This is a genomic window from Pandoraea sp. LA3 (assembly GCF_022696215.1).
In the GTDB taxonomy this organism is placed as follows: Bacteria; Pseudomonadota; Gammaproteobacteria; order Burkholderiales; family Burkholderiaceae; genus Pandoraea; species Pandoraea capi.
This window is the reverse complement of the sequence record NZ_PTPY01000036.1, coordinates 356,770-377,200: the sequence shown is the minus strand read 5'-3', so window position 1 is coordinate 377,200 and position 20,431 is coordinate 356,770. Positions and strand designations below refer to the sequence as shown.

Here is a 20,431-nt window from a genome sequence, read left to right as displayed (position 1 = left end):
GATCTACCGCGCGAAAGGGTTGTACACCTCTACGCCAGTGCCGGAAAAATCTTTCACGTTGCGGGTGACGACGATGAGTTTGTGTACAAGCGCAGTCGCAGCGATCAGTTTGTCGATGGCGCCTTGTTGGTGAGGCACGCGCATGCGCGCCCAAACGTTGCAGATGCTCAGATCGACGGGAAGTATCCGTTCGAGATAATCACAGCGCACCGCCTCTACCCAGTTATCCACGAGCGTTGCCTGATGCGGATCGTTCCGATGGCGCAGCAATAATGCGCCGCGCCGTAGCTCTCCAAGAGTAATCACTGACAGGAAACGAGGAATGGCATGACGCGTCGTATGCCGGACGAACCGTTGCACGCCATCGTCGCACCCACCCTGCTTCCTGCACTCACTGATCACGTTTGTATCCAACAGGTACATGTGGCTATCCGGCACGACATTAGTTGACGCGTTCAAAATCGCTATCGAGCCCGACATTCGGGAAATTCAGGATCGCGTCTCCAATGTCGATAAACCTCGGCGTTCTCGCGAAATCACTCAGCACTTTCAGTACTTCCTCCTCGGGCGTCATGCCCGCCTTCGCCGCCCGCGACCGGATCGAGCGCATCAATGGCTCGTCAATCCCTTCGATCAACATCGTGTGCATTCATCACCTCCATCTGCGCATAAACGATAATCGTCGCCCGAAATACACACTCGAACGACGAAAGAAATGCTAGCACCGGAGGACTATCGAAAACCGGTCGACGCCGCTGCCGACGCGCCTTTCGGAAGGTTCACAAGGCAAAAAAAATCCCGCCGATGTTGCCCCCGGCGGGATCGTGTTGCGAGTCGTCAATGGCGTGCGAGTGGCGCGCCATCAACGCAACGTCTCACGACTCACGACTCACGACTTCAGTCGACGCTCGATGTCAGCCTTCGTATCGAGCAACGCTTGCGGCAAGTGATGCTTGAGCGTGTCGAACAGTTCAGCGTGAAGCTTCAGCTCCTCGTGCCATGCCGCATCGTCCATCGACGTCACGTCGTCGAACTGTGCCGAGGTAAACGACAACCCGTTCCAGTTCAGATCTTCGTAACGCGGCGTGATGCCGAACGCGTTCTCGACACCCTGCGCTGCGCCGTCGATACGGCCCAGCATCCACGCGAGCACGCGCATGTTCTCGCCGAAGCCCGGCCAGACGAACTTGCCGTCCGCGCCCTTGCGGAACCAGTTCACGCAGTAGATCTTCGGCAGCTTTGCGCCCGTCTTGTCGAGATGGACGCCGGTGTCGAGCCAATGCTGGAAGTAGTCGGCCATGTTGTAGCCGCAGAACGGCAACATCGCGAACGGATCGCGGCGCACCACGCCCTGCTGACCGGCCGCAGCGGCCGTCGTCTCCGAGCCCATCGTCGCCGCCATGTACACGCCTTCGGTCCAGTCGCGCGCTTCGGTCACCAGCGGCACCGTCGTCGAGCGGCGACCGCCGAAGATGAAGGCGTCGATCGCCACGCCGGCCGGGTTCTCCCAGTCGGCGTCGATCGACGGACACTGCGATGCCGGCGCCGTGAAGCGCGAGTTCGGATGCGCCGCCTTGCGACCGGTCTCCTTTGCGCTCTCCGGCGTCCAGTCCTTGCCCTGCCAGTCGATCAGGTGCGCCGGCGGCGTGTCCGTCAGGCCTTCCCACCAGACGTCGCCGTCGTCCGTCAGTGCGACGTTCGTGAAGATGACGTTCTCGCCAAGCGTCGCCAGGGCGTTCGGATTCGTCTTCTGGCTCGTGCCCGGGGCCACGCCGAAGAAGCCGGCCTCCGGATTGATCGCGTACAGGCGCCCGTCCTTGCCCGGCTTGATCCACGCGATGTCGTCGCCGATGGTCTCGACCTTCCAGCCTTCGAAGCCCTTCGGCGGGATCAGCATCGCGAAATTGGTCTTGCCGCACGCCGACGGGAACGCTGCCGCCACGTGATACTTCTTGCCCTCGGGCGAGGTCACGCCAAGGATCAGCATGTGCTCGGCGAGCCAGCCTTCGTCACGGCCCATCTTCGATGCGATACGCAGCGCGAAGCACTTCTTGCCCAGCAGCGCGTTACCGCCGTATCCCGACCCGTAACTCCAGATCTCACGCGTCTCCGGGAAGTGGACGATGTACTTCGTGTTGTTGCACGGCCAGGCCACATCTTTCTCGCCCGCCGCGAGCGGCTTGCCGACGGTATGCACGCACGGCACGAACTCGCCGTCGTCGCCCAGCACGTCGTACACGGCGCGGCCCATGCGCGTCATGATGCGCATGTTCACCGCGACGTAAGGCGTGTCGGACAGCTCCACGCCGATGTGCGCGATCGGCGAGCCGAGCGGGCCCATCGAGAACGGCACGACGTACATCGTGCGGCCCTGCATGCAGCCCTGGAACAGACCGTCGAGCGTGGTACGCATCTCGCGCGGATCGATCCAGTGATTGGTCGGGCCGGCGTCTTCACGCTTCTCGCTACAGATGAACGTACGGTCTTCCACGCGCGCCACGTCCGACGGGTCGGACAACGCGAGGAACGAATTGGGGCGCTTGGCGGGATTGAGCCGCTTCATCGTGCCGGCGGTCACCATCTGCTCACACAGACGGTCGTATTCCTCCTGGGAACCATCGCACCAGACCACGCGCTCCGGCTGTGTGATGGCCGCGATATGCGAGACCCAGTCGATCAGCTTGCGGTGACGCACCCAGGCGGGCAGATCACGCGTAGCAACATTGGACGAGGAGGAGGCGTTGAGCGCATTAGCGCTCACACTGGCTTGCGTCATGGGGGTTGTCTCCATGCAAAGTCGGGAAATCGAAGTGGACGTTCAGGCGCCGGTCGGTGCGAACACCGGCCGTCCTTTTTTGAGAGCACCATGCGGGCACCGCGCGTTGCCGGGCAGCCGATCCGGTTGGGGATACCGGACGGGCGTTACTGCCCCGGCACACATCGTCGGCATATCGCGCTTGCGCGCACGCCGGCTCGGGCCGCCAGAGATACGGAACGTGGTGCATGCCATACAGGTCCGGAACATCGGAAGACGCGCACGGCGACACGCACGAAACATACGAGGAGGCAGGGGGCAACACGCGCAACGATACGTGCGCATCAGGCGTCTCGCTCACCGGTTCCGACTTGCTTTTGCGGGGTGGGTTCGATTTTTCGCCATTGTGTTTAGGCGGTTTCGCCATGGTTGCCAGGACACCTGCCATACTATGCAAAACGAGGCGTCAGCATACCACCGCATAAATTGCGCCGGTGCTGCGTCGCAACAAGGCTGGCGCTGGGCTCGTCCCGGCTGGAGCCGCCCACTTCAAGAACAAGCAGGCCTGTCCAGCGGGACAGGCTCCGACAATTGTTCCGTCTGCGCAGAACGCCGTCGTTCTGCGCCGAATCGATTACGTTTTGCCATGAAAATTGCCATTCTCGACGACTATCAGGATGCCGTTCGCAAGCTCGATTGCTTCTCTCTATTGGCCGGTCATGACGTCAAGGTCTTCAACAACACGGTGAAGGGCGTCGGGCAACTCGCCGCCCGGGTCGGCGAAGCCGAAGTGCTCGTTTTGATCCGTGAACGCACCGCCATCACGGCACAACTCATCGACAAGCTGCCCCGCCTGCGTGTCATCAGCCAGACGGGACGCGCCGGCAATCACATCGACATCGACGCCTGCACCGCACGCGGCGTGGCCGTGCTAGAAGGTGTCGGCTCCCCCATCGCACCGGCAGAACTCACCTGGGCGCTCATCATGGCCGCCCAGCGTCGCATTCCGCAGTATGTCTCCAGCCTCAAGCACGGCGCCTGGCAGCAGTCGGGGCTGAAGTCGTCGAGCATGCCGCCGAACTTCGGTCTCGGTCAGGTGTTGCGCGCTCAGACGCTCGGCCTCTGGGGCTACGGCAAGATCGGCCGGCTCGTCGCCGGTTATGGCAAGGCGTTCGGCATGGAAGTGATGGTGTGGGGTCGTGAAGGCTCGCGCGAGGCCGCTGCCGCCGACGGCCTGCGCGTGGCGAACAGCAAGGAAGAACTCTTCACGCAAAGCGACGTGCTCTCGCTTCACCTGCGTCTGAATGACGAGACGCGTCATCTCGTCAAACTCGAAGACCTGTTGCAGATGAAACCGACCGCGCTGTTCGTGAACACGAGCCGAGCGGAACTGGTGGAGGAAAACGCGCTGATTACCGCGCTGAACCGGGCGCGTCCGGGCATGGCGGCCATCGACGTCTTCGAAAGCGAACCCATTCTGCAAGGCAACCCGCTGCTTCGTCTGGAGAACTGTGTCTGCACGCCGCACATCGGGTATGTGGAGCGCGAAAGCTACGAACTGTACTTCCGCGTGGCGTTCGAGAACATCGTCAACTTCCTGAACGGCGACCGCTCGCACGTGGCGAACCCCGCCGCACTGCTCGGCTTCGGGCGCTGAATCTGGCGCACTGAATTTGGCACACTAAGTCAGGCTCACTGAGTTTGGCTCACTGAGTCTGGCCAGCCGGTTCCAGCCACCGCGTCCGGGCGCTCTGCGTGCAATGCCCGGCACGCGACCGACGATGACGCGATGACGCGGTGACGCGGTGACGCGACGAAGTTATCGCATCGTCTCCAGATGCCGCAGGAACGTCTCGCCATCCTTGCGTCCCAACGCGAACGCCGGCCCCATCATCTCGGGCCGCGTGTAATCCCAACTGGAAATCGGCACGGGCTCGGACGGCTGCACATACAGCCGGTCCTGCCCGCCGTGGTGCTGCGTGAATATCTGCGGACGCGGATAGCGCCGCGTGACCAGCACCAACACCTGCCCCGGCGTCGCATCCAGGGCATCGACGGGCACGTTGTCGACCATGCCACCGTCGAGCACCGCGCGTCCCTCGCGTCGCAAGATCGGCGTGAACGGCGGGGTGCAGGACGATTGCAGCATCAGATCGGCAAGCTCCGTCGTCGTCCGGCAGTCCTGCGCCCGCACGAATTCGGGACGAAACCCGAGACTGCGTGCGAGCGTCGGATGCAGCGTGCGACGCCAATGTTTGTCGATGTTGTAAGCGACCAGTCCGGCCGCCGTCGCCGTGCGAGGTCCGAGCCAGCGCGGGATGTGCGACACGCCCACCCGAATCTCGGGACCTGCGGCAAGTTTGTCCAGTTGACCGTCGTAGATGTCGAGCAGCGCCTGCCGGTAGATGCGGTAATGCGGAAACACCCGCTCGCGCCGCAGCAGATTGCCCCAGTAGGCGTTCTTCCGATTGTTCGCAAGCGCCTGCCGGTAGTAGTCCATCACCCAGTCCGAGGCCCGCATGTGCAGCATGCAGGCCGTGGCCGCACCGGCTGAAATGCCCGTGATGACGCGGGGACGCAGTGGCACGTCGCGCGCCACCCGCTCCCAGAATCCTGCCTGCCACCAGCAGCGATTCCCGCCGCCGGCAAATACGATCTGATCGAACACCTGGTCCCCCGATGCTGGCTTGCCGCGTCACCCGGCGAAGGATGTCTAATGCGTGCTCAGAGCAACGCGTAGGTCGTGGTCGCGTGCACGGCCATCTTGCCCTGCGCATCGAAAATCTCGATCTCGCCGAATACCAGATTCTTGCCGCGACGCAGAATTCTCGCGATCACGCGCAGATCGCCGTCCGTCACAGGCCGCATGAACTGCGTGTTGAGCGTGACGGTCGTCATCGGCTGGAAGCCGCCGAGCGCGGCGGACAGCGCCACCACCATCGCGGTATCGGCCACGGCCATGAACGTCTGCCCGCAGATCACGCCGCCGCCGTGCTTGAATGCCGCGTCGAACGGCAGCCGCAACTCACTTTCCTCCGGCCCGACCGCCTCGATCTGGAGATTCAACTGCCGCACCCATGGCGAGACGAGTTCTTCGAGCATCTTCTGTGCTTGCACCAGCTCCATCCTGATCCATCCTCCACCGTTCTGACGTTATCGTTGCCCGTTGCAGCAAACGCCGAGCACCGGCACATGTCTGGTGAACATGTCAGCGGTACTTCAAACGCGCTGCGTCGTGACGCCGATGATAGCCGCAAAACAACAGCGCCACCCGGTCGGCGGGTGGCGCTGGGAACTACGAAGGGAGGGTCAATACCGAACGCTTAGCCGTTGGTCTTGTCCTGATGAATGCGCTGGCTCTGCTTGTTCTCACGATGCTGAACCCCGGCCTGCTCGCCCGCGCCCACGTGTCCGTTCTTCGCCGCGTTGGCCTCGGCGGCGTCGACATGGGCCTGCCCTTTTTCGAGACTGCCGACCTGCTTGTTGTTCAACGTGCCCGCGGCCTGACCTTGCGCGATACGCTTTTCCTGATTCACGTTGCGTTGTACATCGGACTGCAAACGCTCGGACGACTTCGACGTCGGGTTCGCCACGCGATCGTTGTGCTTGAGCTGTTCGATCTTCGCGCTCTCCTTGTTTTGCGCATTGGCGATACGGGCCTTCTGCGCCGCGGTGTCGCCGGTCTTGTCGGCGTGCGCCTGCATCTTGTCGATCTTCGCTTCGCCCTTCTCCAGGTTCGATGCCTCTTTGGTGGTCAACTGGCCGCTCTTCAGACCGTTCTCGATGCGCTGCTGCTGATTGATGTCGCGCGACGTTTCGGTCGCGGGGCTCTGTGCGAACGCCTGCGAAGCGAACACACCACCGAAGGCCAGGGTCACAGCGCTCAGGATCAGGGTTTTACGGACGTTCATGATGGAATCCTTATGTCTTTTGGCGATTAAGCGGTGTCGGAGATTCGACGGGGACCGAGCCTGCCGGCGGGATTGCCGGCGAATTTGCTGCGTCCTTATGCGGATTAACGAAGCCGGCGAGCCGCCCGCCGACAGCCGTCGTGTAACGCGGCAGTCCGAAAAGTAACGGCTTGTAATCGCGTTGGGATGGGCCTCCGACGCTATGTCCATGAAATCATTGGGGCACCCGCAGACAGCGCCGTAACGATTTGATACAGTGGTGCCCATTTGGCCGGCACGCCCTGTCCGTCTGGACGGATAAGCGCGCCACTTTAGAATCCGTCAGCCCCCTTACGCGAACACGCGAGTCAAGAAGGAGCCTTCACCATGCAGAGCACCAGAGACGATCTCGGCAAACTGATCCTGCGTCTTACCCTCGGTATCCTGCTGCTGTTTCACGGCGTCAGCAAAGTCATCAACGGTGTGGGCTTTATCGAGGGCATGATCACGTCGCACGGTCTGCCGTCGTTTCTCGCCTACGGTGCCTATCTGGGTGAAGTGCTCGCACCGGTGCTGCTGATTCTCGGCGTGCTCACCCGCCTGGGCGGCCTGCTCGTCGTGGGCAACATGCTCGTCGCCTTCTCGCTGGTTCACCTGAGCCAACTGGGCGATCTGTCGAAGACCGGCGGCTGGGCGCTGGAATTGCAGGGCTTCTATCTGTTCATGGGCCTGTGCGTGATCCTGTTCGGCGCGGGTCGCTACAGCGTGTCGGGCGGACGCGGCGCGTGGGACTGATGCGCCCCGCCCTGCCCGATCTCTCTGCCATGAAAGGTACGGAGAGGAACCGGGGGAACTGATCGTCGTACGCCGTGTCGTGCGATTGTCATGCGGCCCGCTACGCGTCGGAAATGGACGCAAGGCGGACCGAGTCGTTTCCGAATGTTGCGAACGCGGGCGCTGGTAACGTGGGGTAATACAGCCGTTGCACTTTGCAACTTGTTAGGCTGGCTGGTGACTTACTCTGAAACTGCCAATTCCGGCAGTATCGAAAGGAGTGAACACCATGCGCAAACTGAAGATCGCCGCCGCGTCGGCCATCGTTGCCGCCACCGCGATGTTCGGCGTCGCCCATGCCGCAGACGCCCCTGCGCCGGCCACCGGACCGCACGCTGCCATGCACCACATGCGCGGCGACCACGGCCCCTGGGGGCTGGGTAACATCAGCAAACTGCACGATCAACTGAAGCTCAACGCCCAGCAGGAGCAAGCCTGGCAACAGGCGGTCGCGACCTCGAAACAGAATCGCGACGCCATGCGCAAGAACGGCGAGCAATTCCGTCAGATGATCGCGCAGACGAAGGACCAGCAGGTGCTGGATCTGGCCGGCATGCGTGCCGCGCGCGAGAAGGTATTCGATCAGAACCGCCAGCTTCGCAGCCAGACCGAAGATGCATGGCTGAATGTCTATAACGGCCTGAACAACGATCAGAAGACGATCGTCAGCAATGCCATCAAAGCGCGCTGGACCAAGATGAAGGCGTGGCACGACAAGGCGATGCAGCATCGTGGCCAGATGCACAAGGGTGCACCGGCGCCGACCCCGGCACCGGCACCAGCCGGCCAGGCACAATAAGCGCGAGGCCAGCGCCGCCGGGCACGCCTGCCCGGCATGTTGTGGAACGCCCGTCCCCCTCACCGGGGGCGGGCGTTTTTTTCGTTCAGGTCTCGCTCCAGACCCGCAGCAGGTTGTGATAACAACCGACGAGCGTGCGACGCGCCATCTCGTCCGCATCGGTCGAATTCAACCGCTGGATCGCATTGTCCATGTCGAAGAGCAGCGTGCGCTGCGTGTCGTCGCGCACCAGACTCTGCACCCAGAAGAAACAGCCGACGCGCACGCCACGCGTGATCGGATTGACGCGATGCAGACTCGTCGCCGGATACAGCACCATGTCGCCCGCCGTCAGCTTGACCTGATGCGCGCCGTACTGATCCTCGATGACGAGTTCGCCGCCGTCGTACTCCTCGGCAGACGCAAGAAACAGCGTCGCCGAGATGTCCGTGCGAATGCGCATGCCGCTGCCCGGTTGCAGACGAATCGCGCCATCCACATGATTGCCGAAGTGCATGCCTTCGCCGTAGCGGTTGAACATCGGCGCGTAGACCTTGTTCGGCAGCGCAGCGCTGATGAACAACGGATTACGCTCCAGCGCGCCAAGAATCACGTCGCCCAACTCGCGCGCGACGGCCGAGCGTTCATCGATCTGCTGGTTCTGTTTGACGGGCGCGCCCTGATAGCCCGCCGTGGCCAGCCCGTCGACCCAGGCGTCGCCCGCGTTGTCGAGTTTCGCGCGAACCCATCGCACCTGATCGACGGAGAGAACGTTGGGTATGCGCAGCAGCATCGGCGGGTGTCCTTCGAGAGCGGAAGCCGTATCGGAAACGACGTCAGAAACGGTCGGAAGCAATCAGAAACGATAAGTGCCCGTGAGCAACGCCGTACGTCCGATCCCCGGCGTGGCACGGCCACCGTCCGACTGAATCAGCCCGTCCCAATACGTCTTGTTGAAGACGTTGAGCAGGTTGAAACGAATGTCGTACTTGGGCTGATGATACGCCACCGTGGCGTCCCAGCGGGTGTAGCCGCCGACCCGAATCAGGTTCGTGTTCGCCGCGTAACGCATCGACATGTAGTTCATGCCGCCGCCCACTTCCCAATGCCCCAGCGTGTACGTCGACCACAGCGTCAGCGAGTGACGCGGGGTGTTGGCGAGCACATTGCCCTGCGTACCGTCGTTCGCCTGCACGACCTGCGAATTCAGGAACATGTAGCCGCCCATCACTTGCCAGTTCGACGTGATGTGGCCCGTGGCGCTCACTTCCGCGCCACGAATGCGCACCTTGCCCGCGTTCGTGAATTCACCCGAGGTACCGGTTTGCGTGCGCGCGTTGTTCTTCGTCACCTGGAACAGCGCGGTGTTGATCGAGAGGTTGTCGTCGAACAGATTCCACTTGCTGCCGACCTCGAACGACTCGTTCGTCTCCGGCGGCAACGCCTGCGTATTGTTCGTGACGGTCAGCGCTTCGAGCGACGGGTTGAACGACGTGCCGTACGAGAAGTAGTACGACTGCGCCTCGCTCGGCTGATAGATCAGACCGGTACGAACGCTCGTGTAACTGACGGTCTGCGTCGAATAACCCGGCGCGCTGATGCTGTTCGACAACTGCGCCTTGTAGCGATCCCAGCGCAGCCCGCCCACGACCTTCCAGTGCTTGTTGAGCTCAAGCGTGTCGTTCGCGTAGAACGCGACCGTCTCCGCCGACCCCTGCGCGAGGTTGCCGGTGGACGTCGTCACGTTCGGCAGGCTCGACAAGTACGCCGTGCTGTTGGCAGGAATCCAGCCGAGGAAGCCAGACGCCTGACCGGCGCCGGTGCGCAGGTACGTCTGGTTCTCATATGTGTCCCGACCGAGTTCCGCCCCGGCGATCAGCGTGTGCTTGAACGGCCCGGTATCGAACTTCTTCACGATGTCGGTCTGGTTGAACAGCGCGGTGTCGGTGATCTGACGGTCATGACTTTGCAACTGCACGAACAACTGATCGAGCGAGTACGACGGAATGCCTGCCGTGGGCCCCACCGGGAGCGCCGTGAAGCCGCCCTTGCCGTTGGAAATTCCGACCGCGTGCGACGATGTTTCGATGGCGTCGATCACATAGCGGCTGTATTGCGTCTGGTTGGTGATCGTCAGGCTGTCGTCGACCCTGTGCTTGATCTTGGCCGAAACACTCAGCACATCCTGCACCGTGCGGTCGGTCGTCAGGCCGTAGAACTGGTTCTTCGAGACCGGCAGCGGGTTGCCGTTGTAGCCGACGATGCCGTAGTCCGGCATGTCGCGGTTATGTTCGATGAGCGCGGAGAGCGTGATTTCCGTGGGGGTACCGATACCGAGCTTGAGCGTCGGCGCGACGCCCCAGTCCTGGTTGTACATGACGTCGCGCGTGGTGTGAATGTCCTGCGCGAAGCCGTTGATACGGAAGGCGGCGGTATCCGAGAGCGGACGGTTGAAGTCGAACGAACCGCGATAGCGGTCATTGGTGCCGATGGTGCCGGAGACTTCGTTGAGCGGCTTGAGGTTGGCCTGCTTGCTCACCTGATTGATCACGCCGCCGGTCGAGCCGCGACCGAAGAGCATCGACGACGGGCCTTCGAGCACTTCGATGGAGTCGAGATAGAACGTATCGCGATAGTACTGACCGCGATCGCGGAAGCCGTCGAGATAGATGTCGGTACGCGCCGAGAAGCCTCGCAGGTTGATGTTGTTGCCGATCTGACCGCCCTCCGCGCCGCCGAGCGTGATGGCCGGCGAGTTGCGCAACGCGTCGGAGAACGACGTGGCGCCCTGTGCCTGCATCACCGCCTTGTCGATGACCGTCACCGATTGCGGAATGTCGCGAATCGCCGTGGGCACCTTGCCGCCAACGCTCGATATGTCGCGTTGATACTCCTCGCGAATCGAGGCCCCCGAGACGTCGGTCTGCGGCAACGCTGCGGCCGGTGCGGCAGGCGCAGCAGCGGAACCCGCAGATTTGGCATCCGGCGTTGCGGCAGCATTGGGCGCGGTGCTCTGCGCCATCGCGGGTGAGGCATAGGTAACGGCGAGCGGCGCGGCGAAGAGCGCCATCATCGCCAGAGCCAGCGGCTTGCGTTGCATCATGATGTTCAGGAGCGTCCTAACGGAATGAGCGGAAATGCATGGGGAACAATCTGGGGCGCGAATATAAATAGGAATGATTTTCATTACAAGATACCCACACGACGGTAACCTCATGAATTCTCAAGACATTTTGTAATACGTCGTAACACATCAGCACCTAAATGGTGCGTGCGTGCGGTAAGGCGATGAAAGCATTCGAATTGTTTTGTCGACATCGAATCGCTATTACCCGGATTCGGCACATCGATATGCGGGTTTTCCCCAAGGGCACGAACGCAACGGTCGGGGAACTTTCGGCCATCCGGGCGATTTTTAGCGACACGCGCCGGTTTCGACTGTCGATATCGAGGGGTTGCGGGCGTTGGGAGAAGTGTGAATCGCGAGATGGACCGAGACCGGCCGATTGGCTGCGTGACACGGCAAAACGAATATCCATATGACGGCCGTCTCGCTATGCAAAGTCGGATCGCTTATTGGCGCCGGGGCGGGACATCGCGATACAAGGCGAGTTCTTCCGAATCCTTCGGCCATCGTCGTCACCTCGCCTCGCTCATGACCCGCCAGCCCGACTCCGTCTCCTTCACGCCTGCTCAGTCACCGTCCTCCGTCGTCGCCGATGATGCCGATAGCGCCGATCCGCAAGACGTCTCCCGCCGACGCTTTCTCCGGCGCACAGGCACAGCCGTGCTCGCAGGAGGCGCACTTCACTCGCTCGGCGCGCTGGGCATTGCCGGCGCCCTGACCCACAGCCGCGAAGCCCGCGCGGCAGGCGCACCGCTCACCCTGCGCATCGGCTATCAGAAGTCGTCGACGCTGACCGTGCTCGCCAAGACACGCGGCACGCTGGCACAGGCGCTCGCCCCGTTGGGCGTCACGCTCACGTGGCACGAATTCACCAGCGGACTGCCGCTGCTCGAAGCGCTCAACGTGGGCAGCATCGACTTCTCGGCAGACGTCGCCGACACGGTGCCGGTGTTCGCACAGGCCGCCGGCGCGCGCATTGCCTACGTCGCGCGCGAAACACCGTCGCCGGACGCCGAGGCGATTCTGGTGCCGCAGAATTCACCCATCAAAACGCTCTCGGAGCTCAAAGGCAAACGCATCGCCGTGACGAAGGGCGCGGGCGTGCACTATCTGCTCATCGCGGCCTTGCAAAGCGTTGGTCTGCGAATCAACGACGTGCAGCCCGCCTATCTCACCCCGGCCGACGGACGCGCCGCCTTCGCGAGCGGCAACGTCGACGCCTGGGTGACGTGGGATCCGTTCGTGGCCAGCGTGGAGCGTCAGGACAAGGTGCGCACGCTGACCACGGCACGCGGCCTCGCGGGCTATCAGCGTTACTACCTCGCCACGCCGGCCTTCGCGCGCGACCATGACGCCGTGCTGCGCGAGGTCTATCGCGTGTTGCGCGAGACGGGTCAGTGGGTACGCACCAACCCACGCGAAGCGGCGGCACAACTCGCACCGGTGTGGGGCTTGGACGCCGCTACCGTCGAAGCCGCCAACAAGCGACGCAGCTACGACGTGCAGCCGGTAGTGCGCGACGCCATCACCGAACAGCAGCGCATCGCCGACGTCTTCACGCAGGCGGGGCTGTTGCCCAAACGCGTCGACGCGGCCGATGCGGCGATCTGGCAAGCGCCGGCCTGATCGGCACGCTATTTTTCCTGCGGGTAATCACGGATGATTTTTGAAGGTATTTCCGACGGATTTCATACTCCTGTTTATACTTCCGTATGTAATACCTAAAGCATTCGGCCGGAGCCCCCCCGGAACGGCCTTGGCGTCTCGCCAGCTGGGTCGCGATCCGGTTCCCGACGGCAGCATCGACTGTCACGCGGGCGCTTCGGGCGCGTCGATCTGACGCGATGACATCATGAAATTCGCAACACCGGCGAACGCCCGCGAGGCCCGCCGGTTTTGCTTATTTGCCGTCCAGGGACAATGCAAGCCAACAGATCGCTCTACCTGCTCGGACCGATGCGGGTCGAACAAGGCAAACAGGCCTGCGCCGTGAAGTACACGAAAGCGCGCGGCCTGCTCGCCTATCTCGCCCTGCAACCGGGCTATCACACGCGCGGCGCGCTGGCCGACCTGTTCTGGCCCGACGAAGACGGCCAGGGCGGACGCGACAAGCTCAAGCGCATGCTGTTCCATCTGCGCGACACCCTCGGCGACGAGCTCTTCGAATCCGACCGTCAGGTCGTGCGTCTGCGCCCCGAGACCGGGCTCTGGATCGACGCCCACGTGTTCGCCAGCATGATCGAGCAGGCCCATCGCACGCTCGACGGCGTCACCGGTCTGGATCTCGCCGCGCATCTGCAACATCTGGCCGACGCCGTCGCGCTCTATCAGGGGCCGTTCCTGCATGGTCTGTCCGTGCGCGACACGCCCGATCTCGAACAGTGGATCGAGTTGCAGCGCGACGAATACCAGCGCCGCCGTGTCTTCGGCGAACGCTTGCTGGCCGACGGCTACGCGCGACTCGGCGACCTCGATCAGGCGCTCGCGCATGCGCGTCAACTCGTGGCACTGGCGCCGTTCGACGAAACCGGGTGGCATTGCCTGCTCGCGCTGTTGCTGCGCGCCGGGCGTCGCGACGACGCCGAAACCGAATACCGGCGGCTGTGCGACATCCTCCATGAAGAACTCGGCGAGTTGCCCGGCGAAGCGCTCACGCAATTGCTCGAAACGCCGCCCGCACGCATCGAACAGCGCGCAACGGGCCCCGAGCGTCGCCAGATCACGGTCGTGGCCATCGAGTTCGCGCCGGCCGGCGTCGACGATCCCGATCAGCTCGTGGCGATGATGCGCCCGCCCCTCGTGCAGTGCGAAACGATCCTGCGTCAGTCGTGGGGCTACACCCTGCGCACGCCGACCGGCGGCCTGCTCGGCTACTTCGGCTACCCGACCGCACTGGAAGGCGCGGGACGTCACGCCGTCGAAGCCGCCATGCGTTGCGCGCAGGCGAACACCGTACGCGTGGGCATCGGTGTGGGCGTTCACACCGGACTCGTCATCAGCTCGGCGGCAGACGATAGTCCCGACACCGGCGGACGGGTCTCGCGCTCCGCCACGCAACTCGCCGATATGGCCTTGCCCGGCGAAGTCGTAATCTGCGACGCCACGCAGCGCCTCATCGGCGTTGCCATCGCGACGACGGCGCACGGCAGCGTGCGCGAGCGTCACGGCAATCGCGAAATTCCTGTGTTCCGCGTCAATCCCGATCCCACGCCCGAGCGTCGTTCGCGCCGCCGCGCCGCCATGCTCTTCGGGCGCGACGCCGCCCTCGCCGAACTCGCCGCCGCCCACGCGGCGATGCGCGACGCGAGCACCGGCCACGGTGTGCTCGCCCTCGTGATCGGCGAAGCCGGCATCGGGAAGACGGCACTGGTGCGTCACTTCGTCGAGGCGCGCGGGTTGCGCTCCATCGATCTCGCCTGCGCGCAAGACGGCGCCGGCACCCCGTTCCATCCGATTGCCCGCTGGCTGCGCTCGCAATCGACCGCGGAGGCTTCGCAGCTTCCCCAACCCGCCCTGCTCGCCCATCGTCGTCTGCGCGCCCTGTTCGACATGCATGCCGACGGCAACGTGCCTCACGCGTGGAAGCAGGCGGTACTTAACGAAGCGCCGACATTGCTCGCATCGTTGCTGCCGGACGGCGGTGTCATCGCGCTCGACGACGCGCACTGGGCCGATCCGTCCACGCAGGAATTGCTCGCGACGATGGCCGAGAACGCCCCGGGCGGACGTCTGCTGATCGTGGGCGCGCGCCCCGAATTCGAGTTGCCGTGGCGGCACACCGTAGGCTTGCGGCGCATCGACCTCGCGCCGCTCGACCCGGGCGCCGCCGCGTCCATCGTGCGCGCGGCAACGCCTCGCGTAGCCCTGCCCGCCGCCATGCGCGAGCGCATCGTGCATCTGGCCGAAGGCGTGCCGCTGTTCCTTCAGGAGCTGGCGCGAGCCACGGCGGCGCAGCAAGGCGGACGCAGTGCCGCGACGGCCATGCCGATGCCCGCGAGCCTTCAGGAACTGATGATGGCGCGCATCGACGCTGCGGGCAGCGCCAAGCCGGTCGCGCACTTCGCGTCCTGCCTAGGTCACGAGTTCCACGCCGAGTTGCTGGCCGCCGCGAGCGGTCGTTCGATGGCGCTCGTGGAGCGCTCGCTCGACACGCTCGTCGCCTGCGCCCTCGTGCAGCGTCAGGATCTCGGACGTTACGTCTTCCGTCACGCGCTGCTGCACAAGGCCGCTTACGACGCACAGCCGCAAGAGCGCCGGCAGGACGCGCACCGTCGTATCGCGCTGGCGATGCGCGACCACGACTCGGTGCAGACCGAACCCGAAGTGCTCGCGTGGCACTTCCGTCAGGCCGACGAACCGGACGCCGCCATCGAGCACTATCGTCTCGCAGGCGAGTATGCGACGGGACGGCAGGCGTTTCGTGAAGCGTGCGCGCATTATCAAAGCGCGCTCGATGTGTTGCGTCAGACCGGCACCAGCGCCCAGACCGCCCCGCGCGAACTGCAACTGCGCATGGCGATGGGCGTGCCGCTCGTCTCGCTGCACGGCTATGGTTCGGAACCGGCGCGTCACAACTTCGAGACCGCGCTGGCGCTCGCGCAGCCGATGGGCGACGACATCACGCTCTTCCCTGTCTACTGGGGGCTGTGGCTCGGCTCCAGTTCGTGGAGCGACTTCGAGCGCAGCATCGATCTCGCGCGCAAGCTCATCCTCATTGCGGAACAGGCCGGCTCGTCACCGCTGCTCGCACACGCCTATTACGCGCTGGGCAACAGTCTGTGCTGTCACGGCGATTTCGGCGGCGCCATTGCCGCGCTGGAGACCGGGCTCGCGCACTACCGTCCCGAGCGGGCAGACACCGGCCTTGGCGAAGACGCGCGCATCACCGGTCTGTCGTTCCTGTCGTGGGCTTACTGGTTCACGGGACGCCACGACGCGTCGCTCGCCGCCAGCGAAGACGCCCTGGCGCTGGGACGTCAGCAAGGCCGCCGCTATTCCTTCGCCTTCGCGCTGGTGTTCGCGGCGATGCTGCGACGCCTGCGTCGCGAAGTCGCGCCGGCCGAAGCGCTGGCGAGCGAAGCGACCGAAGTGGCTTCTGAGACCGGTGTTGCCCTGTGGGCGCTCGCAGGCCAGACGATTCGCGGCTGGGCGATCGCCTCGCGTGGCGACGTGAACGGACTGGAGCGCATCACCGACAGCGTTGGCCGTCTGAGCGAAATCATGGGGGGTGTCGAAGGCATGTTCTTCGGCCTGCTCGTCGAAGCGTGTGCGGGCACGGGCGACATCGCCCTCGGCCTGCATGCTGCGGAGCGCGGCGCGCATTTGTCGGCGCGGCGCAACGATGGACACTGGCAAGCCGAGTTCCTGCGTCAGAAGGGCGACTTCCTGCGCGCGGGCCATCATCCTGACGATGCCGTACGTCCGTGGCTCGAACACGCCTTGCAGGTCGCGCGTGCGCAGGCGTCGCCGATGCTCACGCTGCGTGCCGCGCACAGCTTGCTGCGGCTGGGCGGTGTCAATTCACCGGACAGCCTGAGCGACGCCGAATGCATGTCCGTGCTGCGCGACGCCCTCGACGCCCTGCAAGGCGGCGAGACGCTCGCCGACGTTCAGGAAGCTCGCGCCACGCTGGCCGAAGTCGCCGCGCGTAACACCCGCACGGCGCGCTACGGCAGCTAGACGCGACACACTGGCTTGCCGACCAATCAGGAATATCGGCAAGCCAGTGCCTATGCGACGCCGTCTCAGGCCGCGTGAATAGCCGCTATCAGGCACTTCGTATGTCCGCCCGAAGTCCGGCCGCTATATTGAGGCGACCGGCTCCCCCAGGCCGACATACCGAATCCACCATGTCCATCGACCCTCTGCGCGCGTCGGATGCCCGCCTCACCGCCAACGGCGTGCCGCTCACACTCGTGAGCCCTGCGACGTCATCCGCCTCGCTCGTTACACCGCCGCTCACATCACGCGAAGTCATCGTCTCCGGCGCCGTCAAACGTCGCCACTCCTTCGATCTGTGTGCGCTCATGCGCTTGCCGACGCAACTGACCGGTCCGCTCGATGTCGTCTGCCTGTCGGGCCGCAAAGTGCGCAGCGCAAGCGACTACAAGGGCGTACGACTGACCGCGTTGCTCGATGTCGCGCAATGGCGTCTGCCACAGGCGCGCGACTTCACGCGAGCCTATGTGCTGGCACAAGGCGCTGACGGCTACACCGTCATGTTCTCGTGGCATGAGTTGTACAACACACCGATTGGCGTCGGTGCGCTAATCGTCTACGAGCGTGACGGACAGCCGCTGGGCGACGACGAAGGCGGCATCGGCCTGATTTCGACGTGCGATCTGCGCGTGGCGCTGCGTCAGGTGCGTGCACTCAAGCGGCTTACCGTCCATCTGGCAGAACCCCCGGCCTTCTGACGACGCCGACTTCACCCAGGGGTCGGTGAACGGCGGCCTTAAGCCGTCGTCGTGACTTCGTCGGTGCGAATCCGATCAGGCTGACGGCGCACGCCGCTTGCGCGGGGTGGCCGAAGGCGTCGACGTTTCAACCCGTCTGGCCGACGCTGTCTTCGTTGCCGCTGCCTTCGTCGCCTTCGTTACCTTGGTCGCCTTCCCCGGGGTCGCCCGACTCGACTTCCCTTCGGCGGACGTCTTCGTCGCGGCCGGTTTCCGGCGACTTTCGCCCGAGGTTTCATGCGCGTCGGTCGCCTTGCGCGTGCCGCGCCTGGGCGTCGCCGCGTCGTCCTGCGCCGCGACCTTCGCGGGCGCCTTCCGACGCGACACCGGCGACGCATTCGCGCCGAGTTGCGAACGCACGCGCTGCTGCATGTCGGCGATATCCGAATCGAGAATCAGACGCCCGCGCAGTTTCCCGTTCATGCGCTTGATATAGGTGCGCGCTTCCTGCATGTGGAAGTGCATGAGTTCACGCACGCGCGCGACATCACCGGCACGCGCCGCATCGGTAATCTGACGATGAATGTTGACGTTCGCCGTGCCGAACTTCTCGTGTTCGCGACGCGGTGTCTCGTTACCGAACACGATCAGTTGGCGAATCATCTCGTTGACGAGTTCGCAGGTGAAGCGCAGGAAACTGTTGGGATTGGCGGCGGCAAGAATGTCGTGAAAGTCGACGTCCGCCTGACGCTGGCGCAGCAACTCGCGGCGATCGTGCGACGCCGGACTGCAACACGACATGTTGTTCTCCAACGCCGCAAAGTCCGCCTCGGTCAGATGCGGCACGGCACCGGCGGCCAGCTCCGGTTCCAGCAACTGACGCACCGTATAGATGTCGTCGATGCTGACTTCCTTGAAGAAGAGATAGTTCTGCAAGAGCTGGAACGTGCGCTCCAGCGGCACCTCCACGACCATGCCGCCACCAGACGGTCCGGTGCTCACCTTGATGAGCCCCTGCACTTCGAGCGACTTGAGCGCTTCGCGAATCGTGCTCTTCGACACGCCGAACATCTGCTGCAACTCGACTTCGCGTGGCAGCCGATCGCCGGGCAACAGGTTGCCTTCCGTGATCAGACGCTTGATGGCTTCCGCAACCAGATCGCCACGTTTTTGTTGTTTGATTTCCAACGGTTCTCGCACCGTTTGCGCATCCAATGCCATGTGGCGCCTCAGAAGTCGGTTCGGACGGGTGTCGTGCGAAATCCGCGTAAACCCGCGTAATACTTGAAGTACAACAGCGCGGTACGGACACGCCCGATCGGAATTTTTTCCGATTGACACGAAAAACCATTATACCTACGATCAAATCCATCCTATTTATCATGATAAATATGACGGATAGGGATAAGGTCCGATTCCTCCCCCGCATGGAGATCCAATTGAATCGTCGTGAACTGTTGAAGCTCGCCGCCGCGGCGTCTCTGCCTGGCTCCCTGTTCTCCGCTCGCGACGTGTTCGCGCAAAGCACCGGAGCCATTCAACTGGCGTGTCCGGTGCCCATGTCGGGGCCGTTCGCCGCCAACGGCAAGTTTGCCGACCTCGGCATGAAACTCATCGTCGAGCAGTACGGCAAGGTACTCGGCCGACCGCTTGCCTACACCACGCTGGACACCGAAGGTAAGCCCGCCACGGCGATCCGCCGCGTGCAGGAAATCGCGCAGCAAAAGGGCGCTCGCTTCTTCGCCGGCGGCATTCTGTCGTCGGAGGCGCTTGCCATGGGCAAGGAAGCCGAGAAAGCCGGCGGCATCTTCATCACCACGGCAGGCGCCGACGAAATCACGGGCAAGGATTGCAACCCGTCTACGTTCCGCTGGTCGGTGCCGACCTTTGGTGCGATCGAACAGACGGTGCGTCCGCTCATCGAATCGATGCCCAAGGCCAAGCGCTGGTACACCATCACGCCGCAGTACGTATTCGGCGAAGGGCTGCTCACCGCCGCGAAGAACATCTTCAAGGAAAAGGGCATCGAGCACGTGGGCAACAGCTACCACTCGCTCACGGAAAAGGAATTCTCAGGCTATCTCACGAACGCCGCTGCCGCGAAGCCGGACGTGCTGCTGATCCTGAACTTCGGCTCGCAATCGTCCGACACGCTGCGTCAGGCGGTGAGCTTCGGCATGAAGAAGAACTGCACGATCCTGATGGCCTGGGCGTCCGGGCTGGAACAGTTCGAGACGCTTGGCGCCGACCTGTGCGACGGCGTGTACTTCGGCGCGCAATACTGGCATGCCGTGGCCTCGCCGCTCAACCTCGATCTGGTCAAGCGCACGCAGGAACGATTCAAGCAGAACCCGAACTACAGCCTTGCCGGGTCGTACATCTGCACCAAGCTCATGCTCGACGGCATGATCAAGGCGGGCAGCGCCGATCCGAAGGCGGTCATCGCCGCCATGGAAGGCATGAAGTACGACGGGCTCACCGGACCGGAAGAGATCCGCAAGGGCGACCATCAGGTGCTCAAGAACTACTATCTGCTCAAGGGCAAGGCGAAGTCGAAGATGAAGAACGCCGACGATTACGCCGACATCGTCAACGCCGGGAAGTCGTTCTTGCCGCTCGACAAGACCGAGTGCAAGATGGCCTGAAGTACTG

The 20,431-nt window shown here is 63.5% G+C and carries 15 protein-coding genes and 1 pseudogene; 7 read left to right on the top strand and 9 right to left on the bottom strand.

All coding sequences use genetic code 11. The annotated features are described in order from the left end of the window. Positions 1–3 precede the first annotated feature (3 nt). The 3 genes from C5N93_RS20100 to C5N93_RS20090 form a co-directional block, all read right to left on the bottom strand. A complete protein-coding gene (locus tag C5N93_RS20100) occupies positions 4–423 on the bottom strand; it encodes a type II toxin-antitoxin system VapC family toxin (RefSeq protein ID WP_242560643.1) in 420 nt (139 codons plus the stop codon). 19 nt (positions 424–442) lie between these two features. After that, a complete protein-coding gene (locus tag C5N93_RS20095; RefSeq protein WP_242560642.1) occupies positions 443–649 on the bottom strand; it encodes a hypothetical protein in 207 nt (68 codons plus the stop codon). Positions 650–889: 240 nt separating this feature from the next. Beyond that, complete coding sequence (locus tag C5N93_RS20090) at positions 890–2,776, bottom strand: phosphoenolpyruvate carboxykinase (GTP) (protein ID WP_242560641.1); 1,887 nt, start codon at positions 2,774–2,776, stop codon at positions 890–892. 625 nt (positions 2,777–3,401) lie between these two features. Here C5N93_RS20090 and C5N93_RS20085 point away from each other — a divergent pair. Continuing rightward, positions 3,402–4,412: a D-2-hydroxyacid dehydrogenase family protein gene (locus C5N93_RS20085; protein WP_242560640.1), complete on the top strand. Its 1,011-nt coding sequence runs from the start codon at positions 3,402–3,404 to the stop codon at positions 4,410–4,412. Between the two features lie 162 nt (positions 4,413–4,574). Here C5N93_RS20085 and C5N93_RS20080 read toward each other — a convergent pair whose 3' ends face one another. The 3 genes from C5N93_RS20080 to C5N93_RS20070 all read right to left on the bottom strand — a co-directional run bounded on the left by C5N93_RS20080 (position 4,575) and on the right by C5N93_RS20070 (position 6,666). After that, positions 4,575–5,423 carry a patatin-like phospholipase family protein gene (locus C5N93_RS20080; RefSeq protein ID WP_150720732.1) on the bottom strand — a complete coding sequence of 283 codons (849 nt, stop codon included), beginning with the start codon at positions 5,421–5,423 and terminating at the stop codon, positions 4,575–4,577. Between the two features lie 56 nt (positions 5,424–5,479). Continuing rightward, complete coding sequence (locus C5N93_RS20075) at positions 5,480–5,881, bottom strand: PaaI family thioesterase (protein ID WP_069340555.1); 402 nt, start codon at positions 5,879–5,881, stop codon at positions 5,480–5,482. A 197-nt stretch (positions 5,882–6,078) separates the two neighbouring features. After that, on the bottom strand, positions 6,079–6,666 hold the full coding sequence (locus C5N93_RS20070) for a hypothetical protein (protein WP_242560639.1): 588 nt from the start codon (positions 6,664–6,666) through the stop codon (positions 6,079–6,081). 366 nt (positions 6,667–7,032) lie between these two features. Here C5N93_RS20070 and C5N93_RS20065 point away from each other — a divergent pair, with 366 nt between their 5' ends. Continuing rightward, positions 7,033–7,440, top strand: coding sequence for a DoxX family protein (locus C5N93_RS20065; RefSeq protein ID WP_069340553.1), 408 nt, complete (start codon positions 7,033–7,035; stop codon positions 7,438–7,440). 268 nt (positions 7,441–7,708) lie between these two features. Beyond that, positions 7,709–8,278, top strand: coding sequence for a periplasmic heavy metal sensor (locus tag C5N93_RS20060; RefSeq protein ID WP_150720730.1), 570 nt, complete (start codon positions 7,709–7,711; stop codon positions 8,276–8,278). Positions 8,279–8,363: 85 nt separating this feature from the next. On the opposite strand, the gene C5N93_RS20055 is transcribed toward C5N93_RS20060, so the two are convergent. Next, complete coding sequence (locus C5N93_RS20055) at positions 8,364–9,050, bottom strand: Fe2+-dependent dioxygenase (RefSeq protein WP_242560638.1); 687 nt, start codon at positions 9,048–9,050, stop codon at positions 8,364–8,366. Between the two features lie 63 nt (positions 9,051–9,113). Further along, on the bottom strand, positions 9,114–11,360 hold the full coding sequence (locus C5N93_RS20050) for a TonB-dependent siderophore receptor (protein ID WP_242560637.1): 2,247 nt from the start codon (positions 11,358–11,360) through the stop codon (positions 9,114–9,116). 552 nt (positions 11,361–11,912) lie between these two features. On the opposite strand from C5N93_RS20050, the gene C5N93_RS20045 reads away from it, so the two are divergent. The 3 genes from C5N93_RS20045 to C5N93_RS20035 all read left to right on the top strand — a co-directional run bounded on the left by C5N93_RS20045 (position 11,913) and on the right by C5N93_RS20035 (position 17,800). Continuing rightward, the gene (locus C5N93_RS20045) at positions 11,913–13,010 is read left to right on the top strand and encodes an aliphatic sulfonate ABC transporter substrate-binding protein (protein WP_242560636.1); all 1,098 of its coding nucleotides are present in this window, start codon (positions 11,913–11,915) and stop codon (positions 13,008–13,010) included. A gap of 294 nt (positions 13,011–13,304) precedes the next feature. Beyond that, positions 13,305–17,063, top strand: coding sequence for an AAA family ATPase (locus C5N93_RS20040; RefSeq protein WP_242560635.1), 3,759 nt, complete (start codon positions 13,305–13,307; stop codon positions 17,061–17,063). Positions 17,064–17,233: 170 nt separating this feature from the next. Then, positions 17,234–17,800 (top strand): molybdopterin-dependent oxidoreductase, encoded by a 567-nt coding sequence (locus C5N93_RS20035; protein WP_242560634.1) that lies wholly within the window; start codon positions 17,234–17,236, stop codon positions 17,798–17,800. Between the two features lie 417 nt (positions 17,801–18,217). Here the strand turns inward: C5N93_RS20035 and C5N93_RS20030 are convergent. After that, a pseudogene (locus C5N93_RS20030) lies at positions 18,218–19,000 on the bottom strand (FadR/GntR family transcriptional regulator); the annotation flags it as partial. Between the two features lie 218 nt (positions 19,001–19,218). On the opposite strand from C5N93_RS20030, the gene C5N93_RS20025 reads away from it, so the two are divergent. Continuing rightward, the gene (locus C5N93_RS20025; protein ID WP_150720724.1) at positions 19,219–20,424 is read left to right on the top strand and encodes an ABC transporter substrate-binding protein; all 1,206 of its coding nucleotides are present in this window, start codon (positions 19,219–19,221) and stop codon (positions 20,422–20,424) included. Positions 20,425–20,431: the final 7 nt, after the last annotated feature.